Origin of the sequence: Streptococcus mitis (assembly GCF_047465045.1) — a bacterium.
Lineage (GTDB): Bacteria > Bacillota > Bacilli > Lactobacillales > Streptococcaceae > Streptococcus > Streptococcus mitis_DT.
The window spans coordinates 19,717-33,259 of the sequence record NZ_JASHAR010000012.1 but is presented as its reverse complement, the minus strand read 5'-3'; the positions used below and the strand labels follow the sequence as shown (position 1 = coordinate 33,259).

Genomic DNA, 13,543 nt, shown 5'->3' with positions numbered 1-13,543 from the left:
AGAAAAAATGATAACATTAAAATCAGCTCGTGAAATCGAAGCTATGGATAAGGCCGGTGATTTTTTAGCAAGTATCCATATTGGCTTGCGTGATTTGATTAAGCCTGGCGTAGATATGTGGGAAGTTGAAGAGTATGTCCGCCGTCGTTGCAAGGAAGAAAATTTCCTTCCACTTCAGATTGGGGTTGATGGTGCCATGATGGACTATCCTTATGCTACCTGCTGCTCTCTTAATGATGAAGTGGCTCATGCTTTCCCTCGTCACTATACCTTGAAAGATGGTGATTTGCTCAAGGTTGATATGGTTTTGGGAGGTCCAATTGCTAAATCTGACCTGAATGTCTCAAAATTAAACTTCAACAATGTGGAACAAATGAAGAAATACACTCAGAGCTATTCTGGTGGTCTTGCAGACTCATGTTGGGCTTACGCCGTTGGTACACCGTCCGAAGAAGTGAAAAACTTGATGGATGTAACCAAAGAAGCTATGTACAAAGGGATTGAGCAAGCTGTCGTTGGAAATCGTATCGGTGATATCGGTGCGGCTATTCAAGAATACGCTGAAAGCCGTGGTTATGGTGTTGTTCGCGATTTGGTTGGTCACGGAGTTGGTCCAACAATGCACGAAGAACCAATGGTTCCTAACTATGGTATTGCAGGTCGTGGCCTCCGTCTTCGTGAAGGAATGGTATTAACTATTGAACCAATGATTAATACAGGTGATTGGGAAATTAATACAGATATGAAGACCGGTTGGGCGCATAAGACCATTGATGGTGGATTGTCATGTCAGTATGAACATCAGTTCGTGATTACAAAAGATGGACCTGTTATCTTGACTAGTCAAGGTGAAGAAGGAACTTATTAATAGAAAGTGAAAAGACTGCTGGAAGTTCATTTCTAAAGAATCCAGTAGATCTTTTCATATTAAATAGATGAATTATTTTGATGTTTTCAGACTTTTTGAAGACACCAAAATAGGCTCCATAGTATTTGTAGGGGGACTTATCCTCTACAAATATTATGGAGTCTTTTTCTTATGCTTAGAATGGCAATTTTCCAGCGAAAGCACCCAATTTTTTCTTGGTAGTTTCATCGATTTGTTCAAGAGCAGAGTTGATGGCTTGAACAGTCATATCTGAAAGAGTTTCAAGGTCTTCAGGGTCAACGACAGCTGGATTGAAGTCAATGCTGATAACTTTCTTATCTCCAGTTAAGGTCGCTTGAACAAGGTCTTGAGCAGATTTGCCAACAAATTGCATAGCAGCAAGTTCAGCTTGGCTTTGTTCCATTTGTTTTTGAAGTTTTTGTGCTTGACGCATCATGTTTTGCATGTTCATCATGGTGATTTATAGTTTCCTTTTATCTTATTTTCTTTCCTATTTTATCAATTTTGGGGTTAAAAGTCTAATTTTTTTCTGAGTGAATTCATCAAGTATCGATAGGGACGTAGATGGAATAAAAATATAGGATAGATATTCTAAGAGCATAAGAATATTTATCCTATATGTGTTTATGAAAAGTTGCTAGATATTTTATGAGCTCGTTTAAGGATTTACCAGCACTATTCTACCTTGTAGAAAAATCCCTCAGTACTACCATTGATAAGTTGGTGTCCAAACCATAAGCGGTCTTGTGTGATATCAGATGAGTCGGTATAGCCATTATCTGTAGAAGAGGTGACAGACATGGTTATAGGGATTCCTGCTGGTAAAAAGGCAATAGCTGCACCAGCACCTCCATCTTTAGAAACAGAATTTGCCTTAAGATAGTGGTCAATTTCTTCAGCATGTTCAATTGAAATTTTGGACTTATCACTTACTAAACCATTTTTGTCGAAAGTAAATTCAATACCTGAACGATTCCTCCAAGTTCCTGAGACACTAGAAAAATCCCCATTTTGAATTGCAGAAATATCCATCCCTTTGCTTTCTGGCGGAAGGCTAGTTTCTCTATTTATGAGACTTGTGACAGACTTCCAAGAGAAAGATCTTATATCAAGGGAAGGTGGTTTTGTCCCCAGTCCCTCTTCTGTATCTGATTCGCTAATTAACTCTAACCGTGTTCCATCCTGATTTAACTTGTATAGTTTAACTTGGATTTGATTAGTAGATACACGGGTAGATAATTGGAAATAGCCATTTTCTAAAGGATTAAAATGTACTCGCTCTCCAATAAAATCCAGATTATTTTCTGCATTGGTCAGTCGAATAACTTCATCATTTTTTAGAGTTCGAATATCTAACAAATCGTAATAGTTAGAATCCATTTTTAGGGCAATCAAAAGTTCGTCCGTACCATTTTTGTCTAAATCATACAAGCTATACTGTAATCCAGAATATTCTTTAGGATAAGTATTTTTTAAGTTTGCTTTTGAATTGACCTCTGTATGTGAAGCTGGTGAACCATCTAATACTTTGGCATATTCTTTAAGGATAGGATTGTACAGGGTGTAGTCAGTTTTCTTTTCTTCCGATGTGGAAGAAGTGGAACTAGTACTTGAGGCAATCGCTTCAGAACTTGTTGCAGAAGTATTTTCACTCTGATGTTGGCAAGCCGTTAAAATAGAGATAGCTAAAATACTAATACTGAATAGAAATAATTTTTTCATATGTTTAATCTTGCAATTCTAAACCTTGAGCATCTTGGTGCCATTTGCTACCAGTTTTGGACGTTAAAACTTGAATAGTAATTATAATATTCCAAATTGCATTTGCTAGTAAAACAAATGGCGTTAAAATAGGAATGATAGCTAGCAGAGTTATGCCGATACGCTTGTATCCTTGTTTGGAATTTCCGATGTAAAAATCGTATCCACCAAGTGCTCCTAAAAATAGGGCAAATAAGGCTGCGGCCAGTTTAGATTTATCACTCACTCCATTTGAATGTTGGCTAGAGCTAGCTGGAGATGTGTTATCTATTTTTGAAACAATATACTCATCACCGTTTTGATAAAATTCTACGTAATCACCTACTTGTGGTTCAAAACCAAAACTTTTTCTTGAAATTGCAGTAAATTGGCCATTATCACCTTTTCCAACATAAACTGTTTCATCTTCAATTTTTATAACTTTGTTCATATAATTGTCTCCTTAATCTATTTCTATTGTATGTTAAACCCACTCACCGTTGTAATTAACACGATAGCCATCAGGGGTCGTTGTATTGATTGCTAGTGCACCAGAGCTATAAGCATAGTACCATTTACCAGATACCTTCATCCAGCCAGTTTTCATAGCGCCTGAGTCTTGAAGATAGTACCAGCTACCGTCTTTTACCCAGCCAGTTTGCATCCAGCCAGAGTTGTCAAAACGATACCAAACACCATTGATTTTTTCCCAGCCATTAGTTGTATAGGAACCGTCGGCGTGTTTGTACCACCAACGAGAACCAGATTGTAGCCAACTACCTGAGATATTAGAATTCGAACCTGATTGAGTTGTTGTGTTAGTATTTGAATTTGTAGAAGGATTTCCGATAGTCACATCTTTTCTAACTTTAAAGACACGTTTTCTTGTATCAGTTAAGTCACCGTAAGGCGAACCAGCTTCTCCAGACATCTCCAAAATATATGTTCCATCTGGAAATTGTTCTGAAACAAAAATATCACCTTTAAATTGATTGCTATAAAATAAAGGTTGTAAAAATTGATCACTGACATCTTTAGTTAAGCCACTAAAAATGACAGCATCGTGACTTTGGTACACAATTTTTCCGGTCGCTTTCTCAATTAGAGTAACATTTCCCTTAGCAGCCTTATCACCTCCGTGTTGTAGTGGCTCTGAAAGTTTTCCTTCGAAGCTAAGTCCAAAATAATCAATTTCAACTTTTGTAATTGTTGCGTCTATTTGTTTTTCAGTACTCGTATTCTCGCTAGCTGATACTTGATTAGCTGTGATGACTCCAGTGCCAAGAAGTGATAGAGCTGAGATAGTTGCAAGTGTAAATTTTTTAGTTTGTTTGTGCATTCATTTAATACCCCCTATTTTTATTTGTTGTAAAGTAATCAGTTTGTCCTAAAACCTAGACTTTTTTGGACAAACTTGATAGAATGGTAGTGTAATAATAATCGGTCAAAATACGGGATTTTATAACCTTTTTTCTAGCGAAAATGGTTCTAAAATAAAGTGTATTTCCTGTCCAAAAAATCCTAGTTTTTTTGACAGGAACTATGAATTTTTTATCCAACTATGAAAGGTGCTTTTTGATACTCCTAAGATGTCTGCACCTTCTCGTAAGGTTATTTCTTTTTTCTTATATTGATCTATCACGTTAGGGAGATTATTCGGGACAACCAATTTTGGTCTACCGAATTTCTTCCCTTTTTTCTTTGCTTCTCGTATCCCTTCCATTTGTCTTTGTTTGATTTGTTCTCTTTCAAACTGTGCCACATAAGACAGAACTTGCAAAACGATATCGGAGATTAGTTTTCCTGTGATATTATCAGTGCTATTCTTTGTGTTTAATAAGGGGAAATCTAAAACAGTTATATTTACTTTCTTTTTCTTAGTAATTGATTGCCACTGTTCTAAAATTTCATCATAGTTTCTTCCCAATCTATCAATTGATTTAATAACTAATTCATCATTCTCCTTCAAGGTAGTTAATAATTTTTGATATTCTATTCTGTTAAAATCCTTTCCTGAAACATAATCAATAAAAATATTTTCTTTTGATAATTTGTTTTCTATCAAAGCAGAAAACTGTCTATCAATATTTTGTTCTCTTGTAGATACACGAACATAGCCATAGCGCATAATAACTCTCCTTTTTACATTTATTGTAAAATATAAAAGAATGTTAGACTTTATAAAAGAGTGATATATTCAATATTTATCAATTATCTCTTAGTTTAAGCCATAAAAAATGAATATTAATAGGTATAGAGAGTTGATTATAAAAAGTGCTGGAATAAGGATCTTATTCACGCTAACTAGCAAATTGTTAGTTAAATCTCAGTCAACATACATTAAATTGTCTGAAAATTTATTGAAAAATGAGTGAAAACATGGTATAATGAAGCGTAAAATTAATTCAGGTTTCCTGAACCAATAGGAGTAAACAATGAAAAAACTAGGTTTTGTCCTTTTATCTTCAACCTTGCTATTGACAGCATGTGCAGTCCGTTTTGAAAAATCAACAGAGACAAATAATTCCTCTAAGGTGACAGCCCTGTCTGAAGACAAGCAAAAAATGCTTGATAAGGCCACTGCTGACTATAAGACTTTTGTGCAAGAGCAAATTGATAAATTGTTGACAGATACAGAAGGCTTTGTCAAACTGTTGAAAGAGGGCAAGTTAGAAGAGGCTAAGAAGGTCTATCCACTGATTCGTATGTCTTATGAGCGTTCAGAACCGATTGCTGAAAGTTTTGGTGAGTCAGATGTCAAGATTGACTTCCGTTTGGCAGACTATATGGACGAAAACAAGACAGAGGAAGGTTGGTCAGGTTTCCACCGTATCGAACGTATCCTTTGGGAAGACAATACAACTAAAGGAACTGAAAGCTATGGCGATCAGTTGGTCAATGATATCAAGGAATTGAAAGCCAAGATTGCAACTGTAGATGTGGACTACAAGGTTATGTTGACTGGTGCAGTTGACTTGCTTAACGAAGTAGCAACAAGTAAGATTACAGGTGAAGAGGAAATTTACTCACATACAGACTTGTATGACTTCCGTGCCAATATCGAAGGAGCTGAGAAGATTTTCCAACTCTTTAAACCTTTGCTTGAAAAATCAGATGCTAACCTAGTTAAAGAATTGGAAGCAGATTTCAAGTCTGTTAATGATTTGCTGGACAAACACATGACAGATAAGGAACACTACAAACTCTATACAGATTTGACAAAAGAAGATACCAAAGAATTGTCAGAAGCCGTGACAAAACTTGGTGAACCTCTATCACAAATGGGTAAATTTCTTAGTGGAGAATAAGAGTCATGACTGAAAAAGACGAAAAGTTTTTTGAGAAGAAAATGGACCGTCGAGAATTTCTAAAAAAAGCAGGCATTGGAGGGGCTGGTTTAGCGCTAGGGCTCTCTGGTGCTTCTGCTTTTTTCGCACCTAAGCTAGGAACTCAGGAAAAAATCTCGTACGGAAATGAAAAAATTGCTTTTTATGGCAAGCATCAAGCTGGCATTAGTACGCCCATGCAAAAGAATATCTATTTTGTTGTTTTGGACTTGCATACGACAGATAAGGATAAGATTATCCAGTTGTTCAAGGATTGGACGGATTATAGTGCCAAGTTGGTCGAGGGAGAATTGGTCAAAAAAGATGGGCAGAATACTCTCTTGCCTCCGAGCGATACTGGTGAAACAGTCGGGCTCAATCCGCATCGCTTGACCCTGACTTTTGGTGTCTCTGCAAGTTTCTTGAAAAAGATGAACTTAGAAAACAAGCGTCCTCAAGTGTTCAGGGATTTACCGCCTTTTCCTAAAGAGCAATTGCGTGAAAAATATACAGGTGGAGATATTGTGATTCAGGCTTGTGCCGATGATGAGCAGGTTGCCTTTCATGCTATTCGCAATCTTATCCGTAAGGGGAGAAATGCCGTAACCCTTCGTTGGAGTCAGTCTGGATTTGCCGCCATCGGAGATCGAATGGAGACACCACGGAACCTCTTTGGTTTTAAGGATGGAACAGCAAATCCAACCAAGGAGAAAGACTTTGACCGCGTTATCTGGGCTGATAGTAAGGACTGGATGGAAAATGGTTCTTATATGGCAGTTCGTCGGATACAGATGTTTTTAGAGACCTGGGACCGCACTAGTCTTGAAGAACAAGAAAATACTTTCGGTCGTTACAAGGAAAGTGGAGCCCCTTTTGGTAAGAAAAATGAGTTTGATGAAGTGGATTTGAGTCTTTTGCCTGATGATTCGCATGTCCGTTTGGCCAAGGAAGTGGAGAAACCACTTTTGCGTCGTTCTTATTCTTACTCAGATGGGATTGATGAAAAGACTGGCCAGTTTGATACGGGATTACTCTTCATTTCTTTCCAGAAGGATCCTGATAACTTTGTTAAGGTTCAAACCAATCTAGGTGCTACAGATAAGATGAATGAATACATCACTCACATCGGTAGTGGACTCTTTGCTTGCTTTGGTGGTGTGGAGAAAGGAGGCTACATTGGTCAGAAATTATTGGAAGGCTAGAAGCTGGTTATTGGTTTTAGCCCTGTCATTTTTAATCTTTTCCCCAGTGGTTGCCCAAGAGAGTTTGAGTTCTTACTTTGTGAAAATCACAGATGCATCCAAAGCGGTCAAAAATGGCAATCAGGTTGAGGCCCAGAAACTCCTTACAGAGATGGCATCAGATTTTGAGAGAGTAGAAGACAGCAATTCTGAGGCTGGTAAGGTTGTTAAGGAAAAGTTAGCCCAGTCAGGTGAGATTACTGAAGACAAACTCACCGAACTTTCTTCAGCCCTATTGGCCTTTGAAAAAGAACAAAATCCTGTTGACTTAGATGCGGAAAAGGGAAAATTGGTCAACCGTCTAAGTCCTCGTTTTGAAGCCTTGGAACAGGCCATTGCTTCTAAAGATTTGGAAAAAGTTCGAGAGGCCTTTAAGAAAATGAATTCCACTTGGACCATCAATGAAAGTGTGGTTCGTGACAATAGTACGGCCCATTATGGACGTGTTGAAACAGCTATTTCCTTCCTGCGTAGTAGCATGGAAACCGAGCCTACAGATTTTAACTCAATCCATACTTCCTTTGAGGACTTAAAAAAGGCTATTGATGATTTTGTAAGCGGAAAAGAAGTCGCAGAAGCATCGTCTGATTTAAGCCTCAAAGATGGTATTGCTCTTTTGAAGAAGGCTTTGGAACAATTCCAATCTGGAGACCAAGCATCAGGAGCAGCTAGTATGAAGGAATTTATCACTATCTGGCCAACGATTGAAGGTTCTGTTAGCACGACCAACCCTTCCCTCTATACTCGAGTGGAAAGCGAAAGCCCTGTGATTATGGTCAAGGGAAGTGAGAAGGACTACCAAGAAAAATTAGAAAAACTGATTGTAGATTTATCACAAATTGATACCAACGCACGTTACAATGCCTTTGATGCTATGCTCATTCTTCTAAGAGAAGGAGTAGAGGCCCTCTTAATCGTCATGGCCTTGGTAACAACCTTGAAAGCAGCCAAGATGCGTAAAGGGCTCAAGTGGGTTTATGGTGGTGCTATTACAGGAATCATGGCCAGTCTGGTCATTGCCTTCATCCTGCAAATTGCCTTTCCAGCAGTCACATCAGGCTCCAATCGTGAAATCATCGAAGGAGCCGTTGGGATTTTTGCAGTCGCTATGATGATTTTGATTGGAATCTGGCTCCACAGCAAATCCTCGGTCAAAAAATGGAATGCCTTTATGGAGTCGCAAATGGAAACAGTGACCAAAACAGGTTCCTTCATTTCTATGTTTGCCCTTAGTTTCCTAGCTGTTTTCCGTGAGGGAGCAGAAACCATTCTCTTTTATGTTGGGATTTTACCAAGAATTTCCAGTTTTGAATTTGTCTTGGGAATTTCACTTGCCTTGCTGGTTCTGGTAATTATTGCCGTTGTGATGAACAAGGCCAGTCAATTCTTCCTGCCGCATAAGGTCTTCTTTATCTTGACTTGGATGATCTATGCTTTGGCTTTCAAGATGCTGGGAGTTAGTATCCATGCTCTTCAGTTGACCAATATGGCACCTAACCACTTGCTGACAGGATTTCCAACGATTGACTTACTTGGAATTTACCCAAGTTGGGAAGGTTTAGCAAGCCAGCTAGTCTTTGTTGTTATCGTTTTGATTGTCACTTTCAGACAGGGTAAAAAATAGATGGATAGAAAAGAATTGACAATCGTGGAACATCTGGTAGAATTTAGAAAGAGATTATTGGCAGTGGTCATTTGTTTCTTTTTGGTATTCTGTGTCTCCCTGCTTTTTGCAGACCAGATTTACCAGTATGTGACCCAATCTTTTCAGCAAAAGTTGATTGTTTTAGGCCCTAATGATATTTTATGGATATACATACGTTTGGCTAGTCTGATGGCCTTTACCATCACCTTGCCTTACACGGTGTATCATATTTGGTCTTTCATCAAACCAGGTTTGAAGAAGGAAGAAGCTAGAGCTGTCTTTGCCTATATTCCAGCTAGTTTCCTTTGTTTTCTAGTTGGACTGGCTTTTGGTTTTTATTTTGTAACACCAGCCTTACTTCAGGTTTTATTAGGGTTGGGAGAAGGTCTATTTGAAACGCAGTTAACAGCCCAAAATTATCTGTCCTTTGTTTTTCAAACGACCTTGCCCTTGGCTCTGATTTTTGAATTGCCGGTTATCATTGCCTTTTTGACGTCGATTGGGCTCATTGGACCAGAATTATTGATTGCTTATCGCCGATATGCCTATTTTATCTTATTGGTACTTGCAGTCATCTTGACACCAGCCGACTTTGTCAGTGATTTGGCAATGACTGCCCCCTTGATATTACTCTATGAATTGAGTATTGCCATCAGCAAACACATTATGAAACGCAAGCAGAAAGGAGAGAGAAATGGGAATCTTACGTGATATCGGAGCACCAGGATTGATTATCATCGTTTTAGGAGCTCTCTTGATTTTTGGACCAAAACGATTGCCTGAACTAGGCGAGTCAATCGGTAAAATGCTGTCTGAATTTAAAAAAGCAGTTAAAGGAACTGAAAATCAAGATAAGGAAGAGTAAGACTTGTGAGTTTTACTAAAAATAAGAAGTTAGGAAGTGTGTCTCTATCGGATAATTTATCATTTCCTAGCTTTTTCTTGTATTAAGAAAATATAAATTTAAGCTTTCTTTAAGAAAACTATATTACTCTGAAGAACTCTAAAATTTCACAGCCGTTTATTAGCAATGACTACAGAATTCCTGGTTATTACTAGAAATGGACTAGTTTCTTTGAAGATTTTGAACTGCTTAATCCTCCTATTCTAGAACGGGAGGTCTAGTATTTCTTTTATGATAGGACTAGATTGTGGTATAATAGAGAGAATAAGTTTTTTTAGTAAGACAAAGGAGAAAATAGATGATTTATGCAGGAATTCTTGCTGGTGGAACTGGCACACGCATGGGAATCAGTAACTTGCCAAAACAATTTTTAGAGCTAGGTGATCGACCTATCTTGATTCATACAATTGAAAAATTTGTCTTGGAACCAAGTATTGAAAAAATTGTAGTTGGGGTTCATGGAGACTGGGTTTCTCATGCAGAAGATCTTGTAGATAAATATCTTCCTCTTCATAAGGAACGTATCATCATTACAAAAGGTGGTGCTGACCGCAATACAAGTATTGAGAAAATCATTGAAGCCATTGATGCTTATCGTCCGCTTACTCCAGATGATATCGTTGTTACCCACGATTCTGTTCGTCCATTTATTACACTTCGCATGATTCAGGACAATATCAAACTTGCCCAAAATCATGACGCAGTGGACACAGTGGTAGAAGCGGTTGATACTATCGTTGAAAGTACTAATGGTCAATTCATTACAGATATTCCAAATCGTGCTCACCTCTATCAAGGACAAACACCTCAAACATTCCGTTGCAAGGACTTCATGGACCTTTACGGTTCCCTCTCTGCTGAAGAGAAGGAAATCTTGACAGATGCATGTAAAATCTTTGTGATCAAAGGAAAAGATGTGGCCTTGGCCAAAGGTGAATACTCAAATCTGAAGATTACAACCGTAACAGATTTGAAGATTGCAAAAAGTATGATTGAGAAAGACTAGTAAAATGATTAATCAAATTTATCAACTAACTAAGCCTAAGTTTATCAATGTCAAATACCAGGAAGAGGCTATAGATCAAGAAAATCATATCCTTATCCGTCCCAACTACATGGCGGTCTGTCATGCGGATCAGCGTTATTATCAAGGAAAACGTGATCCCAAGATTTTGAATAAAAAGCTTCCAATGGCAATGATTCACGAGTCATGTGGAACCGTTATTTCTGACCCGACGGGAACCTATGAGGTTGGGCAAAAGGTTGTCATGATTCCCAATCAGCCTCCTATGCAGAGTGATGAAGAATTCTATGAGAACTACATGACAGGGACCCATTTCTTGTCTAGTGGATTTAATGGCTTTATGAGAGAGTTTGTTTCTCTCCCTAAAGATCGTGTGGTGGCTTATGATGCTATTGAAGACACGGTTGCAGCGATTACAGAGTTTGTCAGTGTCGGCATGCACGCTATGAGTCGTCTATTGACCCTTGCTCATAGCAAGCGGGACCGAATCGCCGTTATCGGAGATGGAAGTTTAGCTTTTGTAGTTGCTAATATTATCAACTATACTTTGCCAGAAGCAGAGATCGTGGTTATTGGTCGTCATTGGGAAAAGTTGGAACTCTTCTCATTTGCCAAAGAATGCTATATTACTGATAATATTCCTGAAGATTTGGCCTTTGATCATGCTTTTGAGTGTTGTGGTGGTGATGGTACTGGACCAGCTATTAATGATTTGATTCGCTACATTCGTCCTCAGGGAACGATTCTCATGATGGGTGTTAGCGAGTATAAAGTCAATCTCAATACACGTGATGCCTTAGAAAAAGGCTTGCTTTTGGTTGGGTCCTCTCGTTCTGGTCGCACTGATTTTGAAAATGCCATCCAAATGATGGAAGTCAAGAAATTTGCCAATCGTCTTAAAAATATCCTTTATCTAGAAGAACCTGTAAGAGAAATTAAAGATATTCACCGTGTCTTTGCGACCGACTTAAACACAGCCTTTAAAACCGTGTTTAAGTGGGAAGTATAAGAACTGGAGGTTAATTGTGGAGAAAATTATTAAAGAAAAAATTTCTTCCTTACTTAGTCAAGAAGAGGAAGTCCTCAGTGTTGAACAACTGGGGGGAATGACCAATCAAAACTATTTGGCCAAAACAACAAATAAGCAATACATTGTTAAATTCTTTGGTAAAGGGACAGAAAAACTAATCAATCGTCAAGATGAAAAGTACAATCTTGAACTACTAAAAGATTTAGACTTAGATGTAAAAAATTATCTTTTTGATATTGAAGCTGGTATCAAAGTAAATGAGTATATCGAATCTGCAATCACGCTTGATTCAAATACAATCAAGACTAAATTTGATAAAATTGCTCCAATATTACAAACCATTCATGCGTCTGGCAAGGAATTAAGAGGAGAATTTGCTCCTTTTGAAGAAATCAAAAAATACGAATCCTTGATTGAGGAAAAAATCCCTTATGCCAACTATGAAGCTGTTCGAGAAGAAGTCTTCTCCTTAGAGAACAGATTGGCTGACTTAGGTGTTGACAGAAAATCTTGTCATATCGATTTGGTGCCTGAAAACTTTATCGAATCACCACAAGGACGACTTTATCTGATTGACTGGGAATATTCATCAATGAACGATCCAATGTGGGATTTGGCTGCTCTCTTTTTAGAGTCTGAATTCACTCGTCAAGAGGAAGAAGACTTCTTGTCTCACTATGAGAGTGAGCAAACACCTGTCTCTCGTGAAAAGATTGCCATTTATAAAATTTTACAAGACACTATTTGGAGTCTATGGACTGTCTATAAGGAAGAGCAAGGTGCAGATTTTGGTGACTATGGTGTGAATCGTTACCAAAGAGCTGTTAAAGGTTTGTCATATTATGGAGGTTCAGATGAAAAATAAAAATGGAGTTTCCTTCGGTCTACTCTCAGGTGTTTTCTGGGGTTTAGGTCTAACGATTAGTGCTTACATCTTTTCAATTTTTACAGATTTGTCGCCCTTTGTGGTGGCCGCTGCTCACGATTTCTTGAGTATCTTTATCTTACTCGCTTTTCTCTTGGTAAAAGAAGGAAAAGTTCGTCTCTCAATTTTCTTAAATATTCGCAATGTGAGTGTGATCATCGGAGCCTTGCTAGCAGGCCCAATCGGTATGCAGGCTAACCTTTATGCGGTTAAGTATATCGGAAGTTCCTTAGCTTCATCTGTATCGGCTATCTACCCTGCGATTTCAGTTTTATTGGCTTTCTTCTTTTTAAAGCACAAGATTTCAAAAAATACTGTGTTTGGGATTGTCTTGATTATTGGAGGGATAATTGCTCAGACCTATAAGGTTGAACAGGTCAATTCCTTCTACATTGGGATTCTCTGTGCTTTGGTTTGTGCTATTGCATGGGGAAGTGAGAGTGTTCTTAGCTCTTTTGCTATGGAAAGTGAACTGAGTGAAATCGAAGCCCTCTTAATTCGTCAAGTGACTTCGTTCTTGTCCTATCTTGTGATTGTGCTCTTCTCTCATCAGTCATTTGCAGAAGTAGCCAATGGACAATTGCTAGGTCTTATGATTGTCTTTGCAGCCTTTGATATGATTTCCTATTTGGCTTATTATATTGCTATCAATCGCTTGCAACCAGCCAAGGCTACAGGCTTGAATGTGAGCTATGTAGTATGGACTGTCTTGTTTGCAGTTATTTTCTTGGGTGCACCACTAGATATGCTGACAATTATTACATCACTTGTCGTCATTGCTGGAGTTTATATTATTATTAAAGAATAAAGGAGATTCGT

The 13,543-nt window shown here is 38.1% G+C and carries 15 protein-coding genes; 10 read left to right on the top strand and 5 right to left on the bottom strand.

From position 1 onward, the window contains the following. Positions 1 to 7 precede the first annotated feature (7 nt). On the top strand, positions 8 to 868 hold the full coding sequence (locus QM409_RS07295) for a methionyl aminopeptidase (protein WP_414305114.1): 861 nt from the start codon (positions 8 to 10) through the stop codon (positions 866 to 868). 175 nt (positions 869 to 1,043) lie between these two features. Here the strand turns inward: QM409_RS07295 and QM409_RS07290 are convergent, their stop codons facing one another. The 5 genes from QM409_RS07290 to QM409_RS07270 form a co-directional block, all read right to left on the bottom strand. After that, entirely contained in the window at positions 1,044 to 1,343 is a 300-nt protein-coding gene (locus QM409_RS07290; protein ID WP_042900806.1) for a YbaB/EbfC family nucleoid-associated protein, read from the bottom strand. Between the two features lie 221 nt (positions 1,344 to 1,564). Beyond that, a complete protein-coding gene (locus QM409_RS07285) occupies positions 1,565 to 2,611 on the bottom strand; it encodes a DUF6287 domain-containing protein (protein WP_414305113.1) in 1,047 nt (348 codons plus the stop codon). A 4-nt stretch (positions 2,612 to 2,615) separates the two neighbouring features. Beyond that, positions 2,616 to 3,080 (bottom strand): hypothetical protein, encoded by a 465-nt coding sequence (locus tag QM409_RS07280; protein ID WP_261061747.1) that lies wholly within the window; start codon positions 3,078 to 3,080, stop codon positions 2,616 to 2,618. A 33-nt stretch (positions 3,081 to 3,113) separates the two neighbouring features. Continuing rightward, positions 3,114 to 3,932 carry an N-acetylmuramoyl-L-alanine amidase family protein gene (locus tag QM409_RS07275; protein WP_253275443.1) on the bottom strand — a complete coding sequence of 273 codons (819 nt, stop codon included), beginning with the start codon at positions 3,930 to 3,932 and terminating at the stop codon, positions 3,114 to 3,116. A 237-nt stretch (positions 3,933 to 4,169) separates the two neighbouring features. Next, positions 4,170 to 4,757, bottom strand: coding sequence for a recombinase family protein (locus QM409_RS07270; RefSeq protein ID WP_414305112.1), 588 nt, complete (start codon positions 4,755 to 4,757; stop codon positions 4,170 to 4,172). A gap of 307 nt (positions 4,758 to 5,064) precedes the next feature. Here QM409_RS07270 and efeO point away from each other — a divergent pair, with 307 nt between their 5' ends. From efeO to QM409_RS07225, 9 genes are all read left to right on the top strand, one after another. Next, on the top strand, positions 5,065 to 5,937 hold the full coding sequence (gene efeO / locus QM409_RS07265; RefSeq protein WP_414305111.1) for an iron uptake system protein EfeO: 873 nt from the start codon (positions 5,065 to 5,067) through the stop codon (positions 5,935 to 5,937). 5 nt (positions 5,938 to 5,942) lie between these two features. Then, positions 5,943 to 7,157: an iron uptake transporter deferrochelatase/peroxidase subunit gene (efeB, locus tag QM409_RS07260; RefSeq protein WP_414305110.1), complete on the top strand. Its 1,215-nt coding sequence runs from the start codon at positions 5,943 to 5,945 to the stop codon at positions 7,155 to 7,157. Next, positions 7,132 to 8,820 carry an FTR1 family iron permease gene (locus QM409_RS07255; RefSeq protein ID WP_414305109.1) on the top strand — a complete coding sequence of 563 codons (1,689 nt, stop codon included), beginning with the start codon at positions 7,132 to 7,134 and terminating at the stop codon, positions 8,818 to 8,820. The genes efeB and QM409_RS07255 overlap by 26 nt, the downstream gene beginning before the upstream one ends. Next, a complete protein-coding gene (gene tatC, locus QM409_RS07250; RefSeq protein ID WP_414305108.1) occupies positions 8,821 to 9,552 on the top strand; it encodes a twin-arginine translocase subunit TatC in 732 nt (243 codons plus the stop codon). Then, a complete protein-coding gene (gene tatA / locus QM409_RS07245) occupies positions 9,536 to 9,706 on the top strand; it encodes a twin-arginine translocase TatA/TatE family subunit (RefSeq protein WP_000512113.1) in 171 nt (56 codons plus the stop codon). The genes tatC and tatA overlap by 17 nt, the downstream gene beginning before the upstream one ends. A gap of 337 nt (positions 9,707 to 10,043) precedes the next feature. Then, the gene (locus QM409_RS07240; protein WP_045611827.1) at positions 10,044 to 10,751 is read left to right on the top strand and encodes a 2-C-methyl-D-erythritol 4-phosphate cytidylyltransferase; all 708 of its coding nucleotides are present in this window, start codon (positions 10,044 to 10,046) and stop codon (positions 10,749 to 10,751) included. 4 nt (positions 10,752 to 10,755) lie between these two features. Further along, on the top strand, positions 10,756 to 11,778 hold the full coding sequence (locus QM409_RS07235) for a ribitol-5-phosphate dehydrogenase (RefSeq protein WP_045611825.1): 1,023 nt from the start codon (positions 10,756 to 10,758) through the stop codon (positions 11,776 to 11,778). Between the two features lie 16 nt (positions 11,779 to 11,794). Beyond that, on the top strand, positions 11,795 to 12,664 hold the full coding sequence (gene licA, locus QM409_RS07230) for a choline kinase LicA (RefSeq protein ID WP_414305107.1): 870 nt from the start codon (positions 11,795 to 11,797) through the stop codon (positions 12,662 to 12,664). Beyond that, positions 12,654 to 13,532 carry a DMT family transporter gene (locus QM409_RS07225; RefSeq protein WP_261038316.1) on the top strand — a complete coding sequence of 293 codons (879 nt, stop codon included), beginning with the start codon at positions 12,654 to 12,656 and terminating at the stop codon, positions 13,530 to 13,532. Before licA ends, QM409_RS07225 begins: the two co-directional genes overlap by 11 nt. The last annotated feature ends 11 nt before the right edge of the window (positions 13,533 to 13,543 follow it).